25 protein-coding genes are annotated in these 25,649 nt (G+C 58.3%); 19 read left to right on the top strand and 6 right to left on the bottom strand.

Annotation, left to right across the window (positions count from 1 at the left end; all coding sequences use genetic code 11):
• Window positions 1–109 precede the first annotated feature (109 nt).
• The 3 genes from Poly24_RS26790 to Poly24_RS26780 all read right to left on the bottom strand — a co-directional run bounded on the left by Poly24_RS26790 (window position 110) and on the right by Poly24_RS26780 (window position 2,797).
• Window positions 110–1,255, bottom strand: coding sequence for a cysteine desulfurase family protein (locus tag Poly24_RS26790; protein WP_145102522.1), 1,146 nt, complete (start codon window positions 1,253–1,255; stop codon window positions 110–112).
• Between the two features lie 22 nt (window positions 1,256–1,277).
• A complete protein-coding gene (locus tag Poly24_RS26785) occupies window positions 1,278–1,997 on the bottom strand; it encodes a hypothetical protein (RefSeq protein WP_145102521.1) in 720 nt (239 codons plus the stop codon).
• A gap of 77 nt (window positions 1,998–2,074) precedes the next feature.
• On the bottom strand, window positions 2,075–2,797 hold the full coding sequence (locus Poly24_RS26780; protein ID WP_197452200.1) for a thioesterase II family protein: 723 nt from the start codon (window positions 2,795–2,797) through the stop codon (window positions 2,075–2,077).
• 215 nt (window positions 2,798–3,012) lie between these two features.
• Here Poly24_RS26780 and Poly24_RS26775 point away from each other — a divergent pair, with 215 nt between their 5' ends.
• Entirely contained in the window at window positions 3,013–5,121 is a 2,109-nt protein-coding gene (locus tag Poly24_RS26775; RefSeq protein WP_145102519.1) for an AMP-binding protein, read from the top strand.
• 59 nt (window positions 5,122–5,180) lie between these two features.
• Here the strand turns inward: Poly24_RS26775 and scpB are convergent, their stop codons facing one another.
• A complete protein-coding gene (scpB, locus tag Poly24_RS27250; protein WP_197452199.1) occupies window positions 5,181–6,338 on the bottom strand; it encodes an SMC-Scp complex subunit ScpB in 1,158 nt (385 codons plus the stop codon).
• A gap of 522 nt (window positions 6,339–6,860) precedes the next feature.
• Here scpB and Poly24_RS26765 point away from each other — a divergent pair.
• On the top strand, window positions 6,861–7,610 hold the full coding sequence (locus Poly24_RS26765) for a hypothetical protein (RefSeq protein WP_145102518.1): 750 nt from the start codon (window positions 6,861–6,863) through the stop codon (window positions 7,608–7,610).
• Here the strand turns inward: Poly24_RS26765 and Poly24_RS26760 are convergent.
• The gene (locus tag Poly24_RS26760) at window positions 7,565–7,978 is read right to left on the bottom strand and encodes a DNA polymerase ligase N-terminal domain-containing protein (RefSeq protein ID WP_145102517.1); all 414 of its coding nucleotides are present in this window, start codon (window positions 7,976–7,978) and stop codon (window positions 7,565–7,567) included. The genes Poly24_RS26765 and Poly24_RS26760 overlap by 46 nt on opposite strands.
• Window positions 7,979–8,181: 203 nt before the next feature.
• Here Poly24_RS26760 and Poly24_RS26755 point away from each other — a divergent pair, with 203 nt between their 5' ends.
• The 4 genes from Poly24_RS26755 (at window position 8,182) to Poly24_RS26740 (ending at window position 11,785) form a co-directional block, all read left to right on the top strand.
• The gene (locus Poly24_RS26755; RefSeq protein ID WP_145103594.1) at window positions 8,182–8,682 is read left to right on the top strand and encodes a 3-hydroxyacyl-ACP dehydratase FabZ family protein; all 501 of its coding nucleotides are present in this window, start codon (window positions 8,182–8,184) and stop codon (window positions 8,680–8,682) included.
• Between the two features lie 85 nt (window positions 8,683–8,767).
• Window positions 8,768–9,154 (top strand): acyl carrier protein, encoded by a 387-nt coding sequence (locus tag Poly24_RS26750; RefSeq protein ID WP_145102516.1) that lies wholly within the window; start codon window positions 8,768–8,770, stop codon window positions 9,152–9,154.
• 466 nt (window positions 9,155–9,620) lie between these two features.
• Entirely contained in the window at window positions 9,621–10,154 is a 534-nt protein-coding gene (locus Poly24_RS26745; RefSeq protein ID WP_145102515.1) for a 3-hydroxyacyl-ACP dehydratase FabZ family protein, read from the top strand.
• A gap of 347 nt (window positions 10,155–10,501) precedes the next feature.
• A complete protein-coding gene (locus tag Poly24_RS26740) occupies window positions 10,502–11,785 on the top strand; it encodes a beta-ketoacyl-[acyl-carrier-protein] synthase family protein (protein ID WP_145102514.1) in 1,284 nt (427 codons plus the stop codon).
• 60 nt (window positions 11,786–11,845) lie between these two features.
• Here the strand turns inward: Poly24_RS26740 and Poly24_RS26735 are convergent, their stop codons facing one another.
• A complete protein-coding gene (locus Poly24_RS26735; protein ID WP_145102513.1) occupies window positions 11,846–12,055 on the bottom strand; it encodes a hypothetical protein in 210 nt (69 codons plus the stop codon).
• A gap of 518 nt (window positions 12,056–12,573) precedes the next feature.
• On the opposite strand from Poly24_RS26735, the gene Poly24_RS26730 reads away from it, so the two are divergent.
• The 13 genes from Poly24_RS26730 (at window position 12,574) to Poly24_RS26670 (ending at window position 25,624) form a co-directional block, all read left to right on the top strand.
• Complete coding sequence (locus Poly24_RS26730; RefSeq protein ID WP_145102512.1) at window positions 12,574–13,383, top strand: hypothetical protein; 810 nt, start codon at window positions 12,574–12,576, stop codon at window positions 13,381–13,383.
• Between the two features lie 6 nt (window positions 13,384–13,389).
• Complete coding sequence (locus Poly24_RS26725) at window positions 13,390–14,130, top strand: FHA domain-containing protein (protein WP_145102511.1); 741 nt, start codon at window positions 13,390–13,392, stop codon at window positions 14,128–14,130.
• A 140-nt stretch (window positions 14,131–14,270) separates the two neighbouring features.
• The gene (locus tag Poly24_RS26720; RefSeq protein WP_145102510.1) at window positions 14,271–16,286 is read left to right on the top strand and encodes a serine/threonine-protein kinase; all 2,016 of its coding nucleotides are present in this window, start codon (window positions 14,271–14,273) and stop codon (window positions 16,284–16,286) included.
• A gap of 82 nt (window positions 16,287–16,368) precedes the next feature.
• The gene (locus Poly24_RS26715) at window positions 16,369–17,109 is read left to right on the top strand and encodes a hypothetical protein (RefSeq protein ID WP_145102509.1); all 741 of its coding nucleotides are present in this window, start codon (window positions 16,369–16,371) and stop codon (window positions 17,107–17,109) included.
• Between the two features lie 82 nt (window positions 17,110–17,191).
• Window positions 17,192–17,830, top strand: coding sequence for an RNA polymerase sigma factor (locus Poly24_RS26710; protein WP_197452197.1), 639 nt, complete (start codon window positions 17,192–17,194; stop codon window positions 17,828–17,830).
• 230 nt (window positions 17,831–18,060) lie between these two features.
• The gene (locus tag Poly24_RS26705; RefSeq protein ID WP_145102508.1) at window positions 18,061–19,029 is read left to right on the top strand and encodes a metallophosphoesterase; all 969 of its coding nucleotides are present in this window, start codon (window positions 18,061–18,063) and stop codon (window positions 19,027–19,029) included.
• Between the two features lie 369 nt (window positions 19,030–19,398).
• Window positions 19,399–20,358, top strand: coding sequence for an AAA family ATPase (locus Poly24_RS26700; RefSeq protein WP_145102507.1), 960 nt, complete (start codon window positions 19,399–19,401; stop codon window positions 20,356–20,358).
• Between the two features lie 20 nt (window positions 20,359–20,378).
• Complete coding sequence (locus Poly24_RS26695) at window positions 20,379–21,302, top strand: DUF58 domain-containing protein (RefSeq protein ID WP_231753376.1); 924 nt, start codon at window positions 20,379–20,381, stop codon at window positions 21,300–21,302.
• A 2-nt stretch (window positions 21,303–21,304) separates the two neighbouring features.
• Window positions 21,305–21,790: a DUF4381 domain-containing protein gene (locus tag Poly24_RS26690; RefSeq protein WP_145102505.1), complete on the top strand. Its 486-nt coding sequence runs from the start codon at window positions 21,305–21,307 to the stop codon at window positions 21,788–21,790.
• Entirely contained in the window at window positions 21,784–22,821 is a 1,038-nt protein-coding gene (locus Poly24_RS26685) for a VWA domain-containing protein (RefSeq protein WP_145102504.1), read from the top strand. Before Poly24_RS26690 ends, Poly24_RS26685 begins: the two co-directional genes overlap by 7 nt.
• Window positions 22,818–23,750: a vWA domain-containing protein gene (locus tag Poly24_RS26680; RefSeq protein ID WP_145102503.1), complete on the top strand. Its 933-nt coding sequence runs from the start codon at window positions 22,818–22,820 to the stop codon at window positions 23,748–23,750. The genes Poly24_RS26685 and Poly24_RS26680 overlap by 4 nt, the downstream gene beginning before the upstream one ends.
• 6 nt (window positions 23,751–23,756) lie before the next feature.
• Complete coding sequence (locus Poly24_RS26675; protein WP_145102502.1) at window positions 23,757–24,347, top strand: tetratricopeptide repeat protein; 591 nt, start codon at window positions 23,757–23,759, stop codon at window positions 24,345–24,347.
• Window positions 24,344–25,624, top strand: a complete 1,281-nt coding sequence (locus Poly24_RS26670; protein WP_145102501.1) for a BatD family protein — start codon at window positions 24,344–24,346, stop codon at window positions 25,622–25,624. The genes Poly24_RS26675 and Poly24_RS26670 overlap by 4 nt, the downstream gene beginning before the upstream one ends.
• Window positions 25,625–25,649: the final 25 nt, after the last annotated feature.

The raw sequence follows: 25,649 nt of genomic DNA, 5'->3' as shown, positions 1-25,649 counted from the left end.
AATAGAACGCTCGCAAATTATGCGTGTCACTGGTCCGGAATTCCACAGGTTACGTAACCGCTGGAATCGGTTATATCAAGGAATCGAAAAGTTATCCACAAACAATACGTTATTTTTCCACATCTTGATGATTCCTTAACTTGTTGCAACAGCGGACGATACGCGAGATAGCTGTGTCGATCTCTGAATTGGTAGTAAAAATCGAGCCGCTCAGGCGAATCGAACTGCTGAGGAGCGACGAATCGACTCCCATCGCTTGCAAAACGTGGCTCGGTTCGCTGCTGCCACTGGCACACGCGCTGCCGGTGCTGCAGGCGATCGATTCGAAGTCAAACCGCATCAGAAGCGCTTGGCGGTCGATGTGGGGGATCGAAAAGCAGGTCGTCTGCGGCAGTCGATCGACCGCCGCGCTGTGGACCACCAGATCGGGAATCTGTTGCCGCAGCCCCGTTTCCAACGCGTCGCGGCGTTGTCGCATCGCGGTTTGCTTTGTGGATAAGTCGTTCAAACATTGTTGGATAGCGGTCATCATGCCGACGACTAGCGCGGTCGGTTCGGTGCCGGCGCGGTGTTCCAGTTGCTGCGCTCCGCCGACCAGCAGCGGCGAGATCGGCGCGTGGCGGCGGAGGATCAGCCCTCCGACCCCAACGGGTCCGTGGAATTTGTGGGCGGCGATGGTCGCGGCGGTGATCCCCATTTGATCGATGGCGACGGGCAGCTTGCCCAGCATTTGCGAAAGATCCGAATGGAAGGGGACTCCAGCATCATTGCAGCAGGCGGCCAGCGGCGCGATTGTTTGGATCACGCCGGTTTCGTTGTTGGCGGCCATGATCGAGACCAGCCGCGGCTTGGGGGTCTCGGCGAGCCAAGCTTGCAACAGTGGGAGATCGACGATTCCGTTGGCGTCGACTGGAAGATAGCGGACGGGGATGCCGCGAGCCTCGGCGGCGCGGGCGGCCGCGAGAATGCTGGGGTGTTCGATCTGGCTGACGACGATCGGGCCATTCCCCTGCCCCAGGTTGCCGATCACCCAGTTATTCGCTTCGGTTCCGCCGCTGGTCAGCAGAAAGCGATGGTCGCTGGCGGACAAGCAATCCAACATCCCGTCGCAGGCATCCTCCAAACGCAGCTTGGCCGAACGGCCGATGCGATGCTGCGCCGAGGGATTGGCGGGGCCCAGCAGCCAATCGGCTCGCATCGCGTCGAGCACTTCGGGGGTGATCGGCGTCGTGGCGTTGTTGTCGAGATAGATCATGGCTTGGTGAAAACGGGGGCGTTCAGTTTGGGGACTGCAGTTCGTCCAAGGCGGCTGAAAAGGAGGCCTGTTGGGGATAGCGACCGATCGCCGATTCGAGGGCCGCGATCGCTTCGGCCGATCGACCGGCGTGGGCGAGGTCGGCGGCAAAAGCAGGAAATTCTGCGACGAAGTAATCGTCGAGCGCTTGTTGCAGTTCGACCGGATTGGTCTGTTGGCGAGCCAGATCGAAAGCGTCCGGCAGCATGAGATAGAGTTGGTCGATCGCCAGTTGTTGCACAAACGGCCAAAAAACAGCGGCGGCGGCCGGATGATCCTTGCTCCATTTTTCCCAATCGACCCCGTGGCTTCCTTGTCCGGTCAGATAGGCGGTCAAAACGCTGGTATCGGCCTCCTGAGGCAGGCCGATGTTATGGTGGATTTCAACCAGATCCCAGCGTACCGGTGGTGTGGTAGGAACGCGGATCAATTTCTGAGCGATAAGGTATTGGCTGGTCGAATCGTTGCTGGAGGAATGTTGCAAGCCGCCGATTTGGAACCCGAGCCAAGGGATTTGTGCCACTTCAAAGTTGCGGGTATGGAAGTGGGATGGTGCGAATTCGCGACCCGAAACGCCACTGGAGATCCACACGAGACCGGCGGCGACAAGAAAGGAGATCAACAAGGCTACCGCTACAAGGATCCATGTGATCGTGTAGCGAGTCCTCGATGGTGGCGAAAGCGTTTCCGTCATAGCAGTCATTTTGTAAACGTCCCATCGTCCGACGCGGCCCACGTCGCGATCGGTTTGGTTCCGCGATTCGCCTTAACCGCCATACCCTATTGTAAACGTTCGATTGTCCGCTGGATGATCGGTTGGACATTCTCCGTGGGAAAGAAGTGACCGCCGGCGATGGTTTCCAAAGCAAACGAATCGCTCGTAAATCGCTGCCACTGTTGCATCTGTTCGGCATTGACGGCGCGGTCTCGGCTGCCCGCCAAGGCGAGCAGCGGGATTGGCAGCGGCTGGACGGGTTGGTGAACGTACGATTCGAGCAATCGCAAGTCGTAGCGAACGATTGGCAGGAACAGCGCGATCGCTTCGGGATTGGTTCGCAGCGACTTGGGGACACTGCCGAAGCGGTTGTCCAAATAGTCGAGGAATTCTTCGTCGCTAAGGTGGGCGGTGCGGGGGTTGAATTGAACGCGGTCGGGGGCGGCGAGGGTCATCACCGTGAGGGATACCGGTGGCGTTCCGGCAGCTGTCAATTTCTGAGCCAATAGATAACTCATCAGGCTGCCAAAACTGTGACCGATCAGAACAAAGGGGGCTCCGACTCGCGGTTGCAGGTCTTCGAAAAATTGATCGACCAGTTCGTCCAACGACATGGTAAGGCCATCGCGGAACCGATGTTCGCGGCCAGGTAGCGACGCCACGTTAAGAGTCACAGGAGCGGAAACGTGGCGAGCGGATCGGACCAGCGAAGCCGATCCAGCGCCGGCGTGGCAAAACCAGAAAACTTGGAGCTTGGAGTCGGCGGCCTCGTATATCGTGCGGAACATGAACTCTAAGATAGCTATGGGGCGGGCGAAACGATCCATCGGCAAGCAATTTCGTCAGGCCCGGCGTTTGGCTCGCACGCTCGGCCCGTTACAATCGCAACTTCCATGACGCGGCTCCATCGTAACAGGGCAGGCAAATTTCAACGAGTCGACGAGCGAAGGAGGCCGGGTTGTGGCTTTCTTCGATCGGGGATTTGATTTTTAAACGATAGAATATGTCGCTACACACTGAATCATCGCAGCGACAGATCGATTGGCGGTCGTTGACGGAACTGATGGTCGATCGTTCCCAACGTCATCCCAACCGGGCGGTGGCCACGTTTCTCCACGAGTCGGGGGAAACGCAGACGATCACCTACGGCGAACTGAATCGAAGGTCGCGGGCGGTCGCGGCTGGCTTGGTTCCATGCACATCGCCGGGGGACCGGGCGCTGTTGTTGTTCCCGCCGGGGTTGGAGTTTTTGGTAGGGTTTTTTGCTGCCAGCTATGCCGGTTTAGTCCCGGTCCCGACCTGTTATCCCAAGCCGGGGCGGGCGATGCCTCGATTGGACGCGGCCGCGGCGGATTGCCAACCGACGGTCTTGATCGCCGATCGGGAGACACTGGACGGTTTGGATTTCAAGCGGTTGCATGCCGCGGTGGCAAAGACGCATTTGATTGCCACCGATGACGCCACCGCCGACCAATTTGATCCAATGACCATCGATCATTCGGCAGAGGCATTAGGGCTTCTGCAATACACCAGCGGTTCGACCAGCGATCCCAAGGGAGTCATGGTTCGCAACACGAACCTGTTGAGTAATCTCGAATCGATCCGCAGCAGCTACGCCCTGGAGTTTGTCGCGGACAACGCCAGCGAGCATGTCCGGGGTGTCTTTTGGTTGCCCGCCTACCACGACATGGGTTTGATCGGCGGAATCTTGGAACCAATCTATGTCGGCGGCGAAGCGATTTTGATGTCGCCGAGAAGCTTTCTTCAGCGGCCGCTGCGGTGGTTGCAGGCGATCAGCTCGCATCGGGCTTCGATCAGCGGAGCGCCCAATTTCGCTTACCAGTTGTGTGTTGATCGGATCGATCCAGAACACACTCGCGGGTTGGATCTGAGTTGTTGGACGACGGCGTTTTGTGGGGCCGAACCGGTCCGGGCGGCCACGCTTGACGCGTTTATCCAACGGTTCGAACCGACAGGGTATCGCGGCAGCAGCTTCTGCCCCTGCTACGGTTTGGCCGAAGCGACGCTGTTGGCCGCCGGCGGTGGCGATCGCAACGAACCGAAATATCTGGAGGTCGATCGCGATTCGCTTGCGATGGGACAATATCAACCGGCAGCTCAAGGGGCGGCAGAGGCGACGGTTCGCCGATTGGTCAGCAACGGCCCCGCGGCCGATGGAATGCGGATGGTGATCGTCGACCCGGTAACTTGCCAACCACAGTCCGATGGGCAGGTCGGGGAGATCTGGTTGCAAGGCCCCAGCGTCGCTCAAGGTTATTGGAATAGCCCCGACGTCAATCGGGAGCAGTTCCAAGGGATCGTCGCTGGAGATGCCGGTGCGGGGCATTTTCTTCGAACCGGTGACCTCGGGTTCATGCACGCGGGTCGGTTATACGTGACCGGGCGAGTGAAAGATGTGATCATCTTGCGAGGCCGGAATGTTTATCCGCAAGATGTCGAAGCGACGGTCCAAGAGTGTCTCGGGAACGAGCGCGGCGGGCAGGCGGTCGCCTTTGCGACGCAAGGAGATGGGCAGGAGTCCTTAGTGGTGGTTGCCGAGGTGGCCCGGCACACGCCAACGGAATCTTTCGCTGGCTTGGTTCGCAAGCTGCGTCGTCGATTGATCGAACAACACGAAGTTGATGCCCGGTCGATCGCCTTGACGCGACGTGGCGGAGTGCCGCTGACGACCAGCGGCAAGGTGCAGCGACAAGCGTGTCGGAGTCAGTTTTTCAGCGGCGAGCTGAAAACCATGCATCGTTGGGATCGTTCGATCCTGTTGGGTGGAAATGTCGAAGTTCCCGAACTGCCCACGACCATCACCCGAGACGATCTACCAGCGGTCAGCGCCGCGATCGAAGGCTGGTTGTTAGAGTGGTTGGCCGCGCGAGGCAACCCCGAGAACGGGACGCCGGACCGGGACAAGCCGTTGGCCGATTATGGGCTCGATTCGCTGGCCACGATGGAATTGGCCGGGGACATCGAAGATTGGCTGGGGCTGGAACTGACCCCCACGCTCGCCTGGGACTACCCAACTCCCGCGGTCCTGGCACCTCACCTGGCTGAAAACTTGCTCGAAACGGGGCCGGATGAATCGGCCCGCGAGCATTAGAGTGGAACGGCCAACTCGATAGAAGGTTGACGCAGCGGCTTTAGAAACCGCGATGACGCTTAGAATTCTTCTTCGTCGTCATCGTCCCAGTCGTCGTCGTCTTCATCGTCGACCCATTCGTCGGCGTCGTCCTCGGCGTCGTCTAGGTCGTCGTCCTCGTCATCGACTTCTTCCCAGTCGTCGTCCTTTTTGACCTCGTCTGAATCGTCTTCATCTTCCTCTTCTTCCCAATCATCGTCGTCGTCGTCGCTCTCGTCGTCGTCTTCATCGGAGTCCGAGTCGTCGTCCCAGTCGTCGTCTTCATCTTCCCAGTCGTCGTCTTCATCGTCATCGTCGTTCCACTGATCCTCTTCTTCATCTTCGATGATGGCGTTGGGCGCAGCAGGAACATTCGACCCCGCGTTGGGAGCTAAGACGATCGCGTCGGTGTGCTCGGGTGAAGCATCAAGTTGGGGTAAAGCGATAGCGATACTCACGTCGGACTCCTTATCGGGACTGTCAAGAACTGGGGCTAGGTTATCGGGGGTGCCGGTTGTTGTGACGGAAACCGGTTGTTCTTTGAACCACTGGCTGCATGGTAAGGCATCGGTGTTACGAAGGCCAAAGACCTGCAAAAATCTCTTCGTTGTGGAATACAAATAGGGACGGCCCAGTTCGTCGCTGCGACCACTGATCCGCACTAAATCCTTTTCCATCAATTGCCGTAGCAATTCACCGCTTTGAACGCCGCGGACCGCTTCGATATCGGCTCGCAGTACCGGTTGGCGGTAAGCCACGATGGCCAATGTTTCGAGCATCGGGGAGGACAACCGAACCGCTTGCGGCAGGTGCCCCAAACGCCGCAGGTACGGTGCGAACTGTGGACGGGTTAACAACTGGTAACCGCCGGCAACCTCTTCGGCACGAAACGCGCGACCTTGTCGATCGTAAAGCTGGTTAAGTTGGCGGATCAGTGTACGCGCTTCGGTGGCATCCGCCAAGCCAGCCAAAGCGGCCAATTTTCGCGTCGTAAGTGATCCCCGTGACAGGACTAAGATCGCTTCGGTTCGCTGAAGTTTGTGCTTTGGATCGTCATCCTCCACTGCCGAACTTGAGTGCGTCTGCGAAGCTTCGTGATCGCGCACGGCCGCACAGCGTCGCCGCGTTGTCGATCCCTCCAGCGGTCGAAATGAATTTCGATCCTGCCAGCCGCCGCGGCGTGGTCCCCAAGGTCGCATTGATCGTCTCCGACGGATGTACGTAGCTTCGAATATTTCCAGCGTAAAATGCGGATCGGCGGTCCGCGAGCGGGTGACGGGCGGGTGCTTCCCCGTTTCCCTTGCCCCCAATCGTCCACAACCCCCAAAGCGGAAACCTCAGGATTGCGCAACCGTCCCAACTCGCTAGCACCTGGCCGCGCCGACGGCTCCTTTTAGGTTGCCGTGTCACAACGAATCGGCCGCCGAATTCGACACCCCGAAGGCAAACGTTGTGCCGTTTGACGTCGGTTTTATCGAACGCTGAATTCCATCAAAAGCGCAACGCCGAGTCAGACACTTGGATCATGGTAACGGATCACGACAAAACCGATAGCTCGAATTCGGGCCACTCGACTCGCAAAACCTAGTCGTCGAAGCGGGGGGAGATCCCCAGATTCGCCGCTGGAATCGTGGTATTTGGAAGTTGACCCGGCTTTGCTCGCTTCCGTAAGATGCTTTGGCGTGCTTCTTCTCGCATCCAGTGGCTTCAGGGACTTTGCCATGCGACGGCTATTGAAAACACTCGGTCTATCTCTTGTTCTGCTCGCAACCGGACTGGGTGGATTCACCTGGTGGGCGGCTCGGGCATCGCAGCAAGCTCCCGATTTTTACCAGACCGCTGTCGAATCGGCCCCGCTGGCGATTCAACACAAGGAAGAACTGCAGGCTCAGTTCAAACAGTTGTCTCAACAAGTCCGCGTCGTGGGCAATTGGCACGCGCACTTTACGACCGATCAAATCAATGCCTGGCTGGCATCGGAACTGGCCAGTCAATTTCCCAATGTGTTGCCCCGAGGGACCGAAGATCCACGGGTGTCGGTGCAAGACGGAAAAGTGATCGTGGCGGCCCGTTACAAACATGGACGGATCGATTCGGTAATCTCTTTTGAATTGCACGCCCGGCTGACCGACGAACCCAACGTGATCGCGCTGCAAGTGCATCGATTGCGGGCCGGTGCCCTGCCAATTCCTCTGCAACACTTCTCCGACAAGATCAGCATCGCCGCATCGCGGGGGGATCTCGAAGTTCGCTGGGAGAATGAAGAGGATGACTTGATAGCATTGGTGACCGTCCCCAGCGAACACGACCGCTACGTCGAAACCCCGGTCGTCATCGAGACGTTGGAATTGTTGGATGGCGAGATCGTGTTAGCCGGTCGGACCGGGGCCAAAGCACACACTGTTTGGATTCCTGATGGCCCGATCTACAAATTGGCCAAGGCATCGACTCGCGAGATCACCCACAACTGAGGGGATTTCGCACGCTGAAAGCGAAGGTTTTTGGTTGCTTCGAGGCCGTGCATCTCGACCGTAAACCAAGCTCGCGACGATTCGAGTGTTCTGTAGTCCCCCTGATCGATCCGTCGCACCGTTCCTCGGCCCCCCGAGATCTCACCCTCGAAGTCGAGATAGGCCAACCGATGTGGTGGCAATTCAATCCCCTCAACACATTCATCTCGATGGGGGATCTGTTCAATCGCCCAAGTTCTCAATTGCCCCTCGTGTTCCAACATCAGGTCAAAATGGGACGGGCGCTTGGAATTGGCTGGAACATCGTGCCAAAGCAGAACAAATCGACCAGCGATAGGGGAACAATTGAGGGGCACAGGGGCTTCCATCCAGCAATAGCAGCAAATCGGAACGCGGGGCCATCGAACGAGCCAACAGTGATTGCCCCGGAAACGTCGATAACTTGGCGGTATCTGGGGTGAATGTAACGATTCTACGCTTGAGGCGATAAAGCCTGGCTACTATTCTATTTGCGTTAAGGCACGCGAATCCCCTGCCCCAGCGATCGTGAAGGAATTTGACATTGTCCAAGATGCGTTACAGCCAGCTCGACGAAATCGTTGCGCTTCAACCCGGGATTCAACTTGTCGCCCGTCGCACACTGCACGCGTCGGAAGACTATCTTTCCGACCATTTCCCACGTTTTCCGGTGATGCCGGGGGTGATGATGCTCGAAGCATTGTACCAAGCGGCGATGTGGATGGTACGAACTGGCGAAGATTTCGCCTCGCCTCACGTTTTTTTGGTCGAAGCCAAATCGGTCAAGTTCGGTGATTTTTTAACGCCTGGGGAGACGTTGGAGATCAAAGCCGACAAGTTTAAGGAAGATGGACCGCTAGTGACGGTCAAGGCACAGGCGACAAAGGGCGATAAAGTAACGGTATCGGCCCGTTTGATTTTGCAGCGTTCCAGCAGCGATGCGAGCCCGCATAACAATGACGACGATACGCGACGGTTTGTTCGAGAGCAGTTCTTTAATATGTTTGGGGATCAGCCTGCTGTGATCCAGGCGATGACACAGTCGACATTGTAATTGCAATACAGCAAATCACTTTGATACACGTGCCGAAGAAACAGTCAAACGGCACATATTCGGAAAAACGAAAGGTTAAATAACGATGCCTACGCAAGACGAAGTCTACGAAAAGGTTCAAGCTGCTCTGGTCGACGCACTGGGTGTTGACGACGACGAAGTCACTCCCGAAGCGACGATGGTTGGCGATCTTGGTGCCGAATCGATCGACTTTCTGGACATCGTATTCAAGCTGGAAAAAGCTTTCGATATCCAAATCCCTCGCGAAGAATTGTTCCCTGAGGACATTTTGACCAACAGCGAATACGTCAAAGACGGCAAAGTCACCGACGAAGGCTTGGTCGAATTGAAAAAGCGGATGTCGTGGGCCGATCTGTCGAAGTTCGAACAAAACCCTCGCGTTCAAGACTTCGGCGATCTGTTGACCGTCAACGATCTGTGCAGCTACGTCAACTCGAAGGTCGGCGCCTAATTTAGGCCCGCCCCGGCGGGAGCCTCCGCTGGGAGTTGTTCGTTTGACCTGGTGAGCCGCCTGTGGGGCATGATGCTTTGTTTTGATAGCGTCATCGCCTCGCTCCGTCGCTCGTCCGGAAGCAGAGGGGCGAACGCAGTCGACCTCTGCAGCATCTCGCCAAACCGCGTCCCCCCTGGGGCGCGTTGGGACAGGAAATCGCGGGGCATTGCTGCCCCCGGTTGGAACAAAAATCGGTTTCTACCCGATTGCAAACGCTCGTTTTCTGCGACGCATCCTCGACGTGAGGTGCCAATCGATAGCGGTTGGGTCCCAGCGATTGGGTGTGTCGCCTGGACAGGCGAACGATGGGGCACCGCAGCGGCGGTGTTAGCGGGATTCGCCCGTCAAATGGCATCGAGGCCATTCGCGGAACAGCTGGCTGCCAGCGTGGAAGCTTTCATTTATTGACAAAGTGGCATAAGACATGCGTTGGTTTTGGATCGATCGCTTCACCTATTTCAAGAGCCGTGAGCGCGCCGAAGCGATCAAAAATATCTCGTTGACCGAGGAACCGGTCGACGAATATCTACCGGCGCACCCCGTCTTTCCCAACACGCTGATCATCGAAGGTCTCGCCCAGACCGGCGGGATCTTGGTTGCTGAATGCTTTGATTTTCAGCAGCGGATCGTGCTGGCCAAAGTCGGGCAAGCCAAGTTCCACAAACCGGCTCGCCCCGGCGATACGCTGCACTACACCGCCACGATCGACGATCTGCAAAACGATGGGGCGATGATCACCGGAACCAGTCACTGCGAAGGTGAACTGCAGGCGGAGGTGCAGATGTTGTTTGCCTTCCTGGACGAGGAACGCTTTGGCACCGGCCAGCTGTTCAATCCGGCCAATCTGCTGACGATGTTGCGGCTGATGCGATTGTGGGAAGTCGCTCAGGATGCCGACGGAAATCCGCTGCCCGTCTCCAAGAACCTCCTGGACGACGAATCGACTCCGGCGACCTAAAGCCGCCAGCGAATCTAACCCGGCTGGCGGAAGAGGTCCGATCACTGGTAGTCCCTGCGGCCACGCGGAGCCCCGAAACGATCGGGCTCCAGCGGGCGAGATCGCTCGAATCCGAGGGGAAACCCGAATACCAATCGACGGCAAGTTCGGCTACGCTTAAGTTTCGCACTTCGGTCTCGCGATTTTCCCAACCGGTAAACTCACGTTTTCAGCTTTGGATCAAAAGCTTCCAGAACAGCCGTCACGACGATCCCCGTCGCTTCGACCTATCGAAGATCGGCACGCTGTCTGAATCGCAAATCAAAAATCCAATCCGTCCAAATATTTGCATCTTCAAAGGTAACACCATGCGTCCACGCGTTGTCGTCACTGGCATCGGTATGATCAACCCCATGGGACATGATCCAACCACCGTATGGAAGGGCTTGCAGGAGGGTCAAAGCGGCGTCGGGTACACGACGTTGTTTAACGCCAAAGGTTTTCCGACCCAAATCTCGGCGGAGGTGAAGGGTTGGGATATCACCGAGACCGGCGAGGATCCCGAATTGTGGAAGCACCGCGGCCGGCACACCAAGTTTGCCGCCGGTGCCGCCAAGCAAGCGATCAGCGAAAGCGGAATCATGGATGCCGGCGTCGCGCCTCACCGCTTCGGTGTCTATTTGGGCAGCGGCGAAGGAAATCAAGACTTTGTCACCTTCACCGACATGATGTCGGTCGCGATGGAGGGGGGCGAATACGATATCGCCAAGTTCCTACAGAAGGGGTTGGAAGTCCTCAATCCGCTGGTCGAACTGGAACAGGAACCGAACATGCCGGCGGCCCATCTGGCGGCGATGTTCAACGCGCAAGGCCCCAACTACAACTGCCTGACAGCTTGTGCAGCCAGCAGCCAAGCGATCGGCGAAGCGACCGAAATCATCCGTCGCGGCGATGCCGACGTGATGCTTTCGGGTGGCACGCACAGCATGATCCATCCCTTTGGCGTCACCGGTTTTAACCTGCTGACGGCACTCAGCGAAAACAACGCCAACCCAACCGCAGCCAGCCGTCCGTTTGACGCCCGTCGCGATGGGTTTGTGCTAGGCGAAGGGGCGGGAATGGTAGTGCTCGAAGAACTCGAACACGCCCGTCGCCGTGGAGCCCCGATCTACGGTGAGATCCTCGGTTACGGAACGACCGCCGATGCGTTCCGGATCACCGACATTCCACCCGATGGCCACGGTGGAATTGCCAGCATGCGGATGGCGATCAGCGATGCGGGGTTGAATCCCGAGGAGATCGATTACGTCAATGCTCACGGAACGAGCACGACCGTCAACGACAAGGTCGAAACGCTAGCATGCAAGCAGGTCTTTGGCGACAACGCCTACAAGACGCCGGTCAGCAGTACCAAGAGCATGATGGGGCACTTGATTGCCGCAGCGGGCGTGACCGAGATGATCGTCTGTTTGCTAGCGATTCGCGACAGCGTGCTGCCACCGACGATCAATTATGAAAATCCCGATCCGCTTTGCGATCTGGATTATGTGCCCAACGAAGCGCGGCAGGCCAAAGTGAAATATGCGTTGAACAACAGCTTCGGTTTCGGCGGTCAGAACGTGACCCTCTGCTTGGGCAAGTTCGAAGCTTAAGCCCAAAGAACGATCGATCGCGGTGGGCGGTGTCGCCCGCCGCAAGTGCTTCAATCGTCGTTAGCGGCCGCTGCGCAAGGACTTCTTCAGCGTGTTGGGCGTAATGAAATCGCTCAACTGATTTTCGATACGCTCGAGATCTGCCTCGATCCATTGAGCCAAAGCGCTGGTATCGGCTTTGTCTGTCCGCTCGGAAAGCTCCGCCCAAGTCGCTTCGATGGGGAGCGAGGTGGCGGTTCCGTTTTTCGGATTGGAATAGATTGGCGACATAATTCGTCTCCCGGTTCGACAGTCCCTAGTATCGTTTATCGGCATAGCCGCGGTTGCGGTCGATGCCAATTAAGACCGATTCTTCTGAATAAAGGTTCGGAGCAATCAACGTGCCACGGCGACATGGCCATTCTTGCTGAGAACGCTTAACTCCTTTTGCTCTGCCAAGTTAAGTCAACTTGCCTATTTTCTGACGCGTTTCGCCGCGCTGCTTTTTTAGGACGCAAACGTCTCAAAAAGGCAGCATTGTCTCTTTAATACGGCTTCCGGCGTGCCAGGGTTCCCTCTCCTTTCCCGAACTTAATCGAGTTCGCTCAGCAAACCAAAAGAACTCTGCGTCAAATCAGGCTTTTCCCTTGGAAGGACGGGCAATTGTTCCGACCTGGAAAAATTTTCGGTTCCCTTCACCAAGATCCCCGCCGCGGCGGCGAACTACTGGATGAATGGAACATGGATCCTTGGTGGGGTCGCAAGAATTCAGGGAATGCAAAGTCAAATTTAGATAGAGAGTAAGTGTGATGATTAAGAAAACCCTAGTTGGCGGTAGCCTGGCCCTGTTGCTTTCTGGGCTCGTTTTTGGGACCGGAATGTCGAGCTATATTAAGACCGGGTTCGGTTACGCTCGCGATGCGGTCAAAGATGTCGTCCCGGTAAACGTGGAAATCGATCGTGCCCGTCAGATGATCGACGACCTGCAGCCGGAGATCGCCAAGAACATGAAGTTGATCGCGTCGGAAAAAATCCACGTCGCAAAACTTCAAAAGCAGATCGATTCGAAGGCCGACATGTTGGCTTCGGCCGAACGCGACATCATGCGTTTGACCGCCGACCTGCAAAGTGGCGACACGCGGTTCGTTTACGCCAAGCGAACTTATAGTGCCGACCAAGTGAAAGACGATCTGGCCGGTCGCTTCAACCGATTCAAGACTCAGAAGGCAACCGTGGACAAGCTGCAACAGATGCTCACCGCCCGTGAGAAGACGCTGCAAGCGGCCAAGGACCGGATGGATGAGATGTTGTCGGCCAAGCGTCAGTTGGAAGTCGAAGTCGAAAACTTGCAGGCTCAATACGCAGCCAACCAAGTTGCACACGCTGCCAGCTCGCTGAACCTGGACGATAGCCATCTGTCGCGAACCCGCGATCTGATCGATAGCATCCGCACGCGGATCGAAGTCGACGAAGAGCTGTTGGCTGTCGACAATCAGTATTACGGTACGATCGAGTTGACCGAGGAATCGGACGAAGACATCTTGAATCAGGTCTCGACCTACTTCAACGGCGACCAACCGACCGCGGAAGACTCGGTTGCGATGATTCAGATCGACTGATCGACGGTGGGTGAAAGTCAATCGATGACCTGTGGCCCGGTTGTTAATCCAACCGGGCTGCCGTCGTGGAACAACGAATATTTAGCTGGTTCGACAATCGAGGTGAACAGCGTGGTGGAAGATCGACCGCACGACCGATCGCAAAGCGACCGCGGCAGCGATAGCAAGAACGCGCGGATGCTGTGGATCGATGGTGTGGGTGGCTTCTTGATCGTCGCCGGCGACGAGTGGTTGATCGGTGGTCCGGGAGCGGGTTCGTCGGTCGAGATCAATGTCCAAGGCGACCTCTCGCGGCGGGCAGCGGCCGTTCGCCGACAGGGGAGCGATTACGTGTTGCAACCGCTGGCCTCAACGCGTCTGCAAGGCGAACCGCTTGACCGCCCTACCCTGCTGCGAACCGGCGATCGGTTTCAACTGGGGAGCGTCGTCCAGTTCGAGTTTCAAAAAACGCATCCGCTGAGTTCTTCGGCGCGATTGAATTTGGTCAGCCGTCATCGCACGCAGCCCCGTGCCGACGGAGTGATTCTGCTGGCCGACACTTGCGTGATCGGGCCCTCTCAAGGGGCTCATATCCAATGTTCGCATTGGACCAGCGACGTGATCCTGTTTGTCTCGGGAGACGATTGGCGGATCCGCAGCGAGGAACCGCTGGTCGTCGATGGGACGCAGATCGGGCAGACGGCGGTATTGAGTCCGGACTGTCGGATCGTTGGAGAAACGTTGGCGATGTCGATGGAGCGGTTATGAAAAGCACGAAAAACGAGACGATTTGAATGTTTTGGCGCCCTAAACGCGAATCGATCCGGCCTGTTAACTCGGACCCAACTTCCGATGGCTCGGCGCACATCGGTGCTGCAACGACGCTGTCCGATAAGGAACTTAACGCGATGCCCGCATTAGCAGATAAAATAGAATCGACGCGATATGCTCCCAATCCGCTGGCCGACGAGGATTTGCGGAAAACAGGTTCAACGATGAAATTCACCTACGCCACCGGCGACCAACCCTTAAAGGGATACACGATCAAGCGTGGGATCGGTGTAGGCGGATTTGGTGAGGTCTATTTCGCTGTCAGCGGTGCGGGCAAAGAAGTCGCTTTGAAGAGGGTCCAACGCAACCTCGATATCGAGCTGCGTGGCGTCGGTCACTGCATGAATCTGAAGCATCCCAATCTGGTCGCGCTGTACGACGTGAAGTACGACGACAACGATCAGGCTTGGATCTTGATGGAGTACGTCGCCGGTGCGACCCTTCGCGACGAACTCGATCGCCACCGCCAAGGGCTCCCTCGCGAACAAGCCCTGCGTTGGTTCGGCGATCTCGCCGCCGGCGTCGCTTACCTGCACGACCATGGGATCGTGCACCGCGATCTGAAACCGGGGAACATCTTCGACGACGAAGGGATTTTCAAGATCGGCGACTATGGACTCAGCAAGTTCATCTCCTGTTCGCGCCGCGGTGGCAACACCGAAAGCGTCGGCACGTTCCACTACATGGCACCGGAGATCGGCCGCGGAGAGTATGGCAAAGAGATCGACATCTACGCCCTTGGGATCATCTTGTTCGAACTGTTGACCGGAGACGTTCCCTTCAATGGCGAATCGTCTCACGAGATCATCATGAAGCACCTGACCAGCGATCCCGATCTGTCGCAGGTCGAACCGCCCTTCCGCGGCGTGATCGCCAAAGCGTTGCAAAAGAATCCCGATGCGCGGCAGAAGAGCGTCGCCGAGCTGTTGGAACCGCTGGGGATGTTGCTCGATAAACATGGGCTCGCCCAACTCGATCCCGATGCCCACGCGCGGCCGATCCTCGCCGAATTGGTTTCCGATCCGGCGACGCCTCACTACGCACAACAAAACAATCCATGGAACCACGCTGCCGGACCGGCGATGAACTCTGGGCCGGTCCATAACGCGAAGAAGGCGCCGAGTGAACCGCTTGCCTTTGCCGTGCACAAGAGTGCTCACGATCTGAATCATTGGTGGCACGATCGCAGTGCCAACCCGTTGGGACGCTTGATCGTTGTCGTCGTTGCGGTGGTGATCCTGTTGATGAACTCCGCCTGGTTGCTGCCAATGCTGTCGCTGTTGGCGATGCTCTACATTCCGTATTACGTGATTCGCACGATGGTCTTAACTAATCAACGACAGCCCAGTTATGCCGCGGCGCATGCGGCAGCTGTCAACGCCCAGCGGCGACAGCAGATGACGCCGACGCGGCAGCAGTGGCGGATGATGGCCCGCCGCGAATTGGCTGACAAATCACTTCGCACCCGCGCCGCGGAACTGACCGAATCCTGGGCAACCGCCTTGATCGTGCTGGGTGTTTTGGGCTGGGTGGCGACGATGTTTGGCATCGCCGAAGGAGATGGCGGAGCCCGTGCGATCGCTCCTTTTGCTTGGGGTTCCGCGACGGCGCTTGCCGGCGCTTGGTTGATGCTGGGCTTGGGCAAAGCCTGGGAGAGCGACGAAGCCGAAGGGCTGCCGCGACGCATCGTTCAATTGGGCGTGGGAGCTGTGGTTGGCGCGATCGCGTATGGCTTGGGACGCGGGTTGATGATCCCGATGGATTCGGGATTCGATCTGGATCGCGTCGCGCTGGATCTGCCTCGTCACATGTATTCCGGGTCGGGTGAGATCCTGTTGCCAGCGATGATGGCTCACTTCGCAGCGATCTTTTTCCTGGCTCGCTGGTGGCGAGCGGCCGATCCGCTGCGAGTTCGCCGGATGAGTATCTGGTCGATCGCGGTCGTTGTCGTTGTCGCCTGGTTGGTCAACCAAGTGATCCCTGTGCCACAACCTTGGGGCATGCTGACCGCCGCCGCGATGGTGATCGCCATCCAGATGGCAGCGGTTTGGAAAAACCCCGCCCACCGAATCGCGCGGGTTCACGGTGCGTGATGGCAACCGCTTCACGTCCCTTCGTGAATCGTCGTCTTCGATCGGTGTTGTGATTGAAAAAACGTCAGGAGCTCAAAGAGCCATGTGGATATCAAAAACGAAATCGCCCTACCTCGCCCTGCTGTTGGCAACGATGTTTGGCTTTGTCATGGGCGTCGCGTCGAGCGGCATCGCCGACGAAGTGGACGAGCCGAAGGAGCTGTCGAAAGTCGAAGTGGCGGCCGATGAGAAATCGGATTCAAAGCAAGAGGCAAAGTCAGAATCGAAGCCGGAGCCGAGCGAAGACGATTCGCAGCCTCACGAACTCTCCACCGCTCCGCTCGATTACCCGATCTATCCCGAAGACCGACCGATGTGGGTCGATCAACCCGATAAGATCGGCGACGACTGGGCTGAACTGGTCGTCCAATCGGTTCCTAGTTTGTCGGCCGATTCGAGTCGCGAGAGCCTGCTGCAACAGCAGAAGATCGCGTTGATCGCTTACATCGATCAAGCCCTCGGTTTTCCCGGAGCGGGCGAAAAGATCGCCGTGCCGGCCGAACAGATCGCGTCGGGGCTGGTCGATCCCGATCGGACCTACAACGGCAAACTGACGACCAGCACCGGCGAGATGTTCCAACACGCGAGCGTCCTGGTTTTGGACGACGACTTCCATTCCGAGATCACGCAACAATGGCAGGCTTTGGAAGTTGGCCAACGTTTGAAAGGGCTCGGCGTGTTGGCTGCCTTGGCTTTGGTGGGGCTGTCGGGACTGACGGTGCTGCTAAAATCGATCTCGCCGCGGTCCAAAGTAGGACACGACGACAAAACCGCGTTGGCATAAAACCGTCGCCGCACGGCATCGCGATTGTCGAACGATTCGCCGCAACGCCCTACTCTTCCTTCGATCCTAAAACCTAAGTTTGATGATGTCCGAAACCCAAGCCAATTCGCTGCTCGTGAGTCGCATTCGCGAGGGAGACCAGCGGGCGTGGGAGGATCTGATCGATCGCTACGAAGGCCGGTTGTTGGCGTTTGCGGAGAGTCGGATCCGGAACCGGGCGGCCAGCGAAGACATCGTGCAGGAAGCCTTTATCGGCTTCCTGACCAGCCTGCCGAACTACGACGGGGCGCGGCCGTTGGAGAGTTATCTGTTTTCGATCTGCGCCTACAAATTGACCGACCACTTGCGTCGCGAGGGGCGTCGACCGGCGATCTCCTTCTCCGCCACCGGATCGCAGGGATCGTGGGATCTCGCCGGGACCGCTCGCCCGGCCAGCTCGATCGCCCGCAGCGGCGAGCGGCGGAATCTGGAGGAGACAGCGGTTCGGGAGGCTCTCGAATCGCAAATCAAACATTGGAAACAACGCGGCGATTGGAAGAAGCTGCGATGTCTGGAACTACTGTTTGTCCGCGGCGTCGGCAACAAACAAGTCGCCGAGGAATTGAATCTCAACGAACAACAAGTCGCTAATTACAAGAGCGACTTTCTGGTGCGGGTTCGTACTCTGGTCAAACGCATGAACCTCGACGAAGAGGTTTTTCCAGAGCTGGTTGGGGATTGATCGGTCGGGTATGGAAGAGGATCCGGGAACGGTTTGCCCATGTGGGAACGTTGCCGTAGAATCGGCAACCCGTTGGCGTAAAACGCCAGCCGGCAAAGCGTTGCGGGTGCGGTCGCAAGCCACTTCACTTGGCTAGGTCGCCGAATTTGGGTTGGGCGTTTGTAGCTCGGCGGCGAATGGACGCGACGCTTGGCCTGCTTCCGAGCCTCCCATTCACCCGATGAAATGCAATGCAATCCAAGTTTCCTATCTTGATCCTGTGGCTAGTTTCATCGTTGACGAGTCTCTGCTCGGCACAGGAACCAGCCGGTGTCCCCAATGCCCGCTTCCAACAGGCGGCCGATCGAACGTTTAAGGCCTTCGACCGCCAGCACGAACAGACGTGGCAGCGGCCCTTCTTCTTCATGCAAATGGCCGATACGCAGTACGGCTTCTTCAGTGGCAACAAGGGGTTCGATCAAGAAGTCGATCTGGTGCGCCGGGCGGTCGAGCATATCAACCGCCTGCGGCCGCGGTTTGTGATCGTCTGTGGCGATCTGACAAATGCGACGCCAGAGCATCCGCGTTATCGCGAACAAGTCGCGCAGTACCATCGCGACTTTTCCGAAGTCGATGCGGAGATCCCGTTGGTCTGTGTGTGTGGGAATCACGACGTCGGCAACCGACCTACTGCTGAATCGATCGCCCGTTACAAGGAAAACTTTGGTGACGACTATTTTTCGTTTTGGGTCGGCGGCGTCTGCAACATCGTCCTCAACTCCAGCGTCCTCAAAGATCCCGAAGGGGCCCCCGAGGTCTTGGCCGCTCAGCAAACGTGGCTCCAGCAACAACTGCAAGAAGCGAACGCGGCAGAGGCGAAACACATCCTGATGTTTCAACATCATCCGCTGTTTCTGGCGGAAGAGGATGAGCCCGATCAATACTTCAACATTCCGCTGCAGCGGCGAACGCCTTTGCTGGCCCAGCTGAAGCAGGCCGATGTCCGCGCGGTCTTTGCCGGACACTACCACCGCAACGCCTACGGCACCGCCGGATCGATGGAAATGATCACCACCGGTCCCGTCGGCCGTCCGCTAGGGAAGGACCCGTCGGGCTTTCGCATCGTGACGGTGCATGAGACCGGAATCGAGCATCGATACTGGGGAATGGACGATGTTCCGGAGAAGATTGAACTCGAGACATCCGGCAACGCGCGATAGGTAGGCCACACTACGTGGTCGATCCCACATGGAACACGACTCGTCATCGATGGAAAATCCATATCGATAAATTGTTCTGTCGTTGTAGCCACCAGGCGGTGGGGCGTTAAACTCAATACGGTTCAACGAAGGATCCTCGGACCGTCGAAAGAACTAGCGACGGGATGTAGTGGACGAGGTTACGAGTCCTTTTGCATCCGACCAAATCGCTGGGACTCGTAACCTCGTCCACTACGCTTCGTTGAACGTTGGGGCGTTAAACTGACAACCTCGAAGACCCAAAAATCGAGGCGCAAACACGCCGCTCCAATGAAGTACGTCTCTTCGGGGCGCTGGCGGTGAATTCTCTGGAAAAGCATGGAGTGAGTGATGGAGCCGCGCGAGGCAATCTTGAAAATTTCCGCCGCCATGAATGCGGCGGTGATCGGCCAGCAAGAGGTGGTGGAGCGGATCCTGATCGCGCTGTTGGCCGACGGGCATGTGCTGATGGAAGGTTTTCCCGGCACGGCAAAGACGCGGTCGGTCAAGACGTTGTCGAAGCTTGTCGAAAGCGATTTCGGCCGCGTCCAATTCACTCCCGACCTGCTGCCGTCGGACGTCACCGGATCGGAGATCTACCGCGAGCAGGATGGATCGTTTGAGTTCCAACCTGGGCCGATCTTCGGCAATCTGATCCTCGCCGATGAGATCAACCGGGCTCCGGCAAAGGTTCAATCGGCGCTGCTCGAAGCGATGGAAGAACGCCAGGTGACGGTCGCTGCCAAGACGCACGCGTTGCCCGAGTTGTTCCTCGTCCTGGCGACGCAAAACCCGATCGAGCAAGAGGGAACGTACCCGTTGCCCGAAGCTCAGATGGACCGCTTCCTGTTATACGTTCGCGTCGATTACCCGGTCGGCGAAAACGAAACCGCGATTCTGCGGCTGGTCCGTGGCGAGAAGTCGGGTGCAGCGGCTGAGCCGATCGCACCGCTGTCGCAAGAGGTGATCTTCGCCGCCAGAAAAGAGGTCTATGCGGTGCACGTCGCCGAGCCGGCGGAGAAGTATATCGTCGACCTGATCCTCGCCACGCGGAATCCGAAACAGTACGGCGATCAACTGGCGCGATGGATTCGATTGGGAGCGAGCCCGCGGGGAACGTTGGCACTGGACGCCGCAGCGCGAGCCCACGCTTGGTTGCAGGGGCAGGATTTCGTCTCGCCCGACAACATCCGCGCCGTCGCCGCCGCCTGCTTGGCGCATCGCATCCACTTGACCTACGAAGCCGAAGCGGCGGGGGTCACGCGGGGCGAAGTGATCGAAGAACTGTTGAAGAACGTCGTCCCTGTGTGAGCCAGCCGATGAAAGCCCAGGTGACGATTACGCTCGAAGACTTGATGATGCTCAAAGCCGATGCGCGCGGCTTTTCGCTGACGCCTCGCCAGCCAGTCGGTTCGCTGCTGGCCGGTCGGCACGCTTCGCGGCTGCGCGGACGGGGGCTGATGTTCGAAGAACTGCGTCATTATCACCAAGGGGACGACATCCGGTTGATGGACTGGAAAGCGACAGCACGGCTGCGATCGCCCCACGTCCGCGTCTATTCCGAAGAACGCGAGCGCCCCGTTTTGATGGTCGTCGATCAACGGTCGCCGATGTTTTTTGGCAGCCGCCGGGCGATGAAGTCGGTCGCGGCTGCAGAGGTCGCGGCGCTGGGATCTTGGCGGGCCTTGGACAGTGGCGATCGCGTCGGCGGTCTGGTATTCAACGACCACGAGATCGCCGAGGTGCGTCCGCATCGCAGCCAAAATCGCGTGCTGCAATTGTTCCACCAAGTCGTCCGATTGAACGGTCAGCTCGCCGATCCGAGCGCCAAGCAAAACGAAACCGCTGCGGTCGATCAATCGATCCAACTGAACGCCGTTCTGGAACATGCGCTGCAGGTTGTGAAGCACGATCATTTGGTCGTCGTGATCAGCGATCTGGACGGTGCCGACGACCAGACGCAACAACTGACCAGCCGGTTGGCGGCACACAACGATGTCTTAATCGTGGCGGTCTACGATCCGCTGGGGATCTCGATCAACGGGGCTCCAGGAATGCTGGCCCATGATCGCGGTCGAGTTTGGGAAATATCGAAAAGCCCCGGTTTTCGGGACGAGTTCCAAGCCACGTTTCAACGGCTGCTGGATCATTGGAAAGAGATCTTTCACGGCTTGCGAGTCCCGGTGTTGCCGATCTCCACCGCCTTGCCCGTCGCTCCGCAAATTAGGTCCCTCTTTGGCAATCAATCACGGTAACGATGGACGACGCAACTAGCCTAGACCGTTTGCACGATATCGTCGTTCCGCCAGAGGTCCCTTGGTGGCCGCCGGCTCCGGGCTGGTACGCCGTGATGATCCTGGTCGCCGCAGGCGTGTTGGCGATCGCTTATCGTTCGTGGCGTCATTGGCAAGCGAATCGCTATCGGCGGGCGGCATTGCAGGAGTTGCAGTCGGCCGATTCGGCGGCTGCCGTATCGGAGGTCTTGCGACGAACCGCGCTGGCGATCCAACCGCGTGGCGAGATCGCCGATCTCGTCGGTGATCGTTGGGCGACTTGGTTATCCGAAGCCGCTCCACTGCCGATGCCGCCCCAGGTCCGCGAGCAATTGGCATCGGCGATCTATCGCAAATCGGAAACGACCGACGAACTGAATTCGCTGCGGGAATACGCCAGCGGCTGGATTCAAACGCATGAGATTCCGGCCGCCACGAACTCATTGCCGGAGGACCGCCACGGATGCTGACCTTCGACTACCTCTGGGTTTTCCTGCTGTTTCCCCTGCCGTGGTTGTTGCGCGCGTTGCTGCCGCCACGCCAGTCACAACAGGTATCGGTACGTGTTCCCTTTGGCAATCGCCTTGCCGAAGCGATAGGCCGCAGTCCCGTTGCCGTGATCGCTGCTGCAGCGCCGACGCGTTGGATTCTGCCAGCGATTCTCTGGACGCTGGTCCTCGCCGCCGCGGCGCGGCCGCAGTGGATCGAGCCGCCGATCACCAAGGAACTGCCAACGCGCGATCTACTGCTGTTAGTCGATCTGTCGGGATCGATGGACCAAAAAGATTTTACGAATAAGAGCGGTCAGAAAGTCGATCGGCTGGCGGCGGTCAAAGAGGTGCTGGGAGAGTTTCTCGACCGGCGTCAGGGAGATCGCGTCGGGTTAGTCGTCTTCGGCGACGCGGCTTATTTGCAAGCTCCGTTTTCGACCGACCTCGAGTTATCGCGTCGCTTGTTGGACGAATGCCAAGTCGGCATGGCGGGGCCGCGGACTGCGTTGGGAGACGCCATCGGCTTGGGAGTTGGTTTGTTTGACGAGAGCGATGCGCAGGCGAAGACGATCATCGCGCTGACCGATGGAAACGACACCAAGCGCAAGATTCCGCCGATCGAAGCGGCACGCGTCGCGGCGCAACGCGACATCCACATCCATACCGTCGCGATCGGCGATCCGACGACGGTCGGCGAGGATGTACTGGACGAACAAGCGCTCCGCGACGTCGCATCGGCCACCGGCGGGTCTTACTTTTTTGCCGCCGATCGGAAGAGCTTGGTGGGGATCTACGACGAATTGGACAAAATCGAAACTCGGAAAGTCAAAACGGTCAGCCATCGCCCACGCACCGATATTTACTACGTGCCGCTAGCGGCCTGGTTGCTGCTGTCGATGGCCAGCAAATTTGCCGCCGCACTCTCCCGCCGGACTCCGCCGGAACTGGCCGCCCAAACGACAAGGGTCCACGTCAATCCGATCACTGGCAGTTTGGAGGTCGACGGATGATGGGACTCTTGCACAACTTTCATTTCGTCCGCCCACTTGGCCTGGCGCTGATTCCAATCGCGTTTGCGGTCTGGTGGTACTGGCAGCGACAGCTCGATCCGCTGCGCGGTTGGCGGCAACAGATCGATCCCGACCTATTGGAAGCGTTGGTTGACGATCGCGATGCGAAGCGCGATCCCATGCGTTACGCGATGGTGGCCGCTTGGATCGTCGCCGCGATCGCGATCGCGGGCCCCACTTGGAAACTGGAACCCAATCCCTTCGCCGAAGACGCTCCGCCATTGATGATCGTCTTAAAAGCGGGCGAGAGCATGTTGAAGACCAACCCTTCGCCATCGCGGATGGAGCGTGCTCAACTGAAAATCGCCGATCTAGCGAAGGCTCGCAAGGGAGACCCGTTGGGCCTGCTCGCTTATTCCGGTTCGGCCCACCTGGTCCTTCCGCCAACGCAAGACACCGCCGTGATCGGCGAGATGGCGGCGGAGATCAGCCCCGACGTGATGCCGGTTCCCGGGGATCGATTGGATTTGGCGATCGCCGCCGCGGGCGAGTTGCTGCGCGAACAGGGATCGGGGGGATCGCTGTTGGTCGTCGCCGATTCCGCAGAGATCGATCCGTCGGAAGTGGTCAAAGCTCATCAATCGGTCGGATCGCCACCGACGGAGTTCCTTGCTTTGACCGATCCCGATTCGGCGGAGACGCAATCGCTTCGCGACGTCGCTGCGGCGATCGGTGGTTCGGTCGAATCGCTTTCGATCGAAGATGACGACATCCAACAGATCTTCCGCTTCGCTCAACGCCGCGCCGCCGCAGGCGTCTCGGGCGAGAGCAATCGTTGGCAGGAGGCCGGTTATTGGTTGACGCCGCTGTTGGCTTTGCTTGTCGCCGTATCGTTTCGACGCCAAAAATCTTCGCAGCCCAAGGAGTAGAGCGTGATGATTTGGAAAAGCGGAGCTGCCGTGGTCGCCATCTCTTGGATCGGTCTTTGGATGACCGGCGATCAGCATGGCGATCGCTTGATGCGAGCGGAAAAGTTTGCCGACGCAGCGGTCGTTTACAACGATCCGATGCGACAGGGAGTCGCTTGGTATCGCGCGGGGGAATTCGAAAAAGCGACTCAATCGTTTGCTCGCGTCGCAACGCCCGAAGCGCAATTCAACCAAGGGAACTGCTGGGTGATGCTGGGCAAATACGACAAAGCGGTCGCCAGTTATGATCAAGCGATCAAGCAACGCCCCGATTGGACGCAGGCGCTAGAGAATCGCGACCTCGCCGCCGCGCGGGCCAAGATGCTCGAATTGAAAGGGGGCGATCTGGGCGATCAGCAGGTTGGAGCCGACGAGATCGTCTTCGACAAAAAGAAGGACGATCAGGGACAGGAGACCGAAATCGCCGGGGACCAAGCGGCGTCCGATGCCACGGTTCAAGCGGTCTGGTTGCGCCAAGTGCAAACCAAACCGGCCGATTTCCTGAGGTCAAAGTTTGCGTTCCAACAAGCGGAGCAGGACGCAGGAGGGACGCAATGAGAGTGCCGCGTGGAATGCTGTTTGGGCTGGTCGTGATCGCACTCTGGGCGATGACCTTTGCCGCCGCGGCGCCGGCGGCGGATGGCGATCCCGTTTCGATCGACGTGCCGAACAAAGAGGCTTGGATGGGACAGCGGTTGCCCATTTATGTGCAGCTGCGCGGCAACGGTCCGTTTGTTGGAGCCGCTAGTTTTTCGATCCCTGAGATTCCCCGAGCCCTGTTGGTGAAGGTCGGCAGCCCGGTCGTCTCGTCGGAGGAAAAGGGGGACACGTCGTGGTTCATGCAAACGCACGAGTTCGCGTTGTTCTCGCAGGCAGCCGGAAAAGTCACGGTTCCCGCCTTTGAAGTCCGCTTCACCCACCGCGACGGCTTCACCGGTCCGAACCAGGAACATGTGGAACAGGTGCCAGCGACCGATTTGCAGATCAAGCGGCCGCCGGGATTGCCGGAGTCGGTCTTTCTGGTGACGACCGAAAAATTGGAGATCACCGAATCGTGGACTCCCGAACCGGGATCGGCGGAACAGGGAGATGTTTTCCGTCGCACGATCGCTCAGAGTGCCCAACAGACATCGGGCATGGCGCTCGCTCCGCCACCCACCACGGCTCCCGAAGGAATCAGCGTCTACGTCGGCAAACCGACCGTCGACGACAAAACACAGCGAGGGGAGTTTAGCGGCACGCGCAGCGACACGATCACCTACATGCTCAAAGGGTCGGGGACGCTCACGATCCCGGGAATCAAATACATCTGGTGGAATCCGAAATCAGAGGAGTTTGGAACCAAGACGCTTCCCCCGGTGACGTTCGAAGTGGCTGCCGCACCCAAGCCAGCTCCCCCGCCTCCTCCGCCACCAAGTCGGATGCGAATCGCTTTAACTGCGTTTCTATCCATTGCACTGTTAGGACTCGCGATCTGGCAGTTCGATCGGATCCGATCTTGGACTAAGAGCGTATGGCGGCGGTTGAATCCCGCCGATCGTGTCGCCGCGCGACGTCTGATCCGAGCCTGTCATCGCAACGATGCCGCGGCTGCCGAAGCGGCATGGGCCGACTGGCAAAATACTCAGCCTGCAAGTTACCAACCCTCCGCCGAACTGTTCGTCGCCGCGGCGGAACTGCATCGCATGCGCTACGGTCAGCGCGGCGAAGGGTCAACTGCGTGGCAGGGGCAATCGCTAGCTCAAGCGTTCCGCAAAGCGATCGATTCCCAGTCGGCTCGACGCTGCGATCGTCAACGATCCCTTCCGGCGTTAAATCCTCGCGCCGTCGAATGAAGGTCTGGCGACCTCGCACGCTGTT

Source organism: Rosistilla carotiformis (genome assembly GCF_007753095.1).
Taxonomy (GTDB): domain Bacteria; phylum Planctomycetota; class Planctomycetia; order Pirellulales; family Pirellulaceae; genus Rosistilla; species Rosistilla carotiformis.
The sequence above is the reverse complement of the archived record's forward strand: the minus strand, read 5'-3'. Positions and strand labels throughout refer to the sequence as shown.

Bases quoted from the DNA above. Each gene is read 5' to 3' on its own strand.
- Poly24_RS26790 (WP_145102522.1), bottom strand. From the start codon at position 1,255: ATGATCTATCTCGACAACAACGCCACGACGCCGATCACCCCCGAAGTG.
- Poly24_RS26785 (WP_145102521.1), bottom strand. From the start codon at position 1,997: ATGACTGCTATGACGGAAACGCTTTCGCCACCATCGAGGACTCGCTAC.
- Poly24_RS26780 (WP_197452200.1), bottom strand. From the start codon at position 2,797: ATGTTCCGCACGATATACGAGGCCGCCGACTCCAAGCTCCAAGTTTTC.
- Poly24_RS26775 (WP_145102519.1), top strand. From the start codon at position 3,013: ATGTCGCTACACACTGAATCATCGCAGCGACAGATCGATTGGCGGTCG.
- scpB (WP_197452199.1), bottom strand. From the start codon at position 6,338: ATGCGACCTTGGGGACCACGCCGCGGCGGCTGGCAGGATCGAAATTCA.
- Poly24_RS26765 (WP_145102518.1), top strand. From the start codon at position 6,861: ATGCGACGGCTATTGAAAACACTCGGTCTATCTCTTGTTCTGCTCGCA.
- Poly24_RS26760 (WP_145102517.1), bottom strand. From the start codon at position 7,978: ATGGAAGCCCCTGTGCCCCTCAATTGTTCCCCTATCGCTGGTCGATTT.
- Poly24_RS26755 (WP_145103594.1), top strand. From the start codon at position 8,182: ATGCGTTACAGCCAGCTCGACGAAATCGTTGCGCTTCAACCCGGGATT.
- Poly24_RS26750 (WP_145102516.1), top strand. From the start codon at position 8,768: ATGCCTACGCAAGACGAAGTCTACGAAAAGGTTCAAGCTGCTCTGGTC.
- Poly24_RS26745 (WP_145102515.1), top strand. From the start codon at position 9,621: ATGCGTTGGTTTTGGATCGATCGCTTCACCTATTTCAAGAGCCGTGAG.
- Poly24_RS26740 (WP_145102514.1), top strand. From the start codon at position 10,502: ATGCGTCCACGCGTTGTCGTCACTGGCATCGGTATGATCAACCCCATG.
- Poly24_RS26735 (WP_145102513.1), bottom strand. From the start codon at position 12,055: ATGTCGCCAATCTATTCCAATCCGAAAAACGGAACCGCCACCTCGCTC.
- Poly24_RS26730 (WP_145102512.1), top strand. From the start codon at position 12,574: ATGATTAAGAAAACCCTAGTTGGCGGTAGCCTGGCCCTGTTGCTTTCT.
- Poly24_RS26720 (WP_145102510.1), top strand. From the start codon at position 14,271: ATGCCCGCATTAGCAGATAAAATAGAATCGACGCGATATGCTCCCAAT.
- Poly24_RS26715 (WP_145102509.1), top strand. From the start codon at position 16,369: ATGTGGATATCAAAAACGAAATCGCCCTACCTCGCCCTGCTGTTGGCA.
- Poly24_RS26710 (WP_197452197.1), top strand. From the start codon at position 17,192: ATGATGTCCGAAACCCAAGCCAATTCGCTGCTCGTGAGTCGCATTCGC.
- Poly24_RS26705 (WP_145102508.1), top strand. From the start codon at position 18,061: ATGCAATCCAAGTTTCCTATCTTGATCCTGTGGCTAGTTTCATCGTTG.
- Poly24_RS26700 (WP_145102507.1), top strand. From the start codon at position 19,399: ATGGAGCCGCGCGAGGCAATCTTGAAAATTTCCGCCGCCATGAATGCG.
- Poly24_RS26690 (WP_145102505.1), top strand. From the start codon at position 21,305: ATGGACGACGCAACTAGCCTAGACCGTTTGCACGATATCGTCGTTCCG.
- Poly24_RS26685 (WP_145102504.1), top strand. From the start codon at position 21,784: ATGCTGACCTTCGACTACCTCTGGGTTTTCCTGCTGTTTCCCCTGCCG.
- Poly24_RS26680 (WP_145102503.1), top strand. From the start codon at position 22,818: ATGATGGGACTCTTGCACAACTTTCATTTCGTCCGCCCACTTGGCCTG.
- Poly24_RS26675 (WP_145102502.1), top strand. From the start codon at position 23,757: ATGATTTGGAAAAGCGGAGCTGCCGTGGTCGCCATCTCTTGGATCGGT.
- Poly24_RS26670 (WP_145102501.1), top strand. From the start codon at position 24,344: ATGAGAGTGCCGCGTGGAATGCTGTTTGGGCTGGTCGTGATCGCACTC.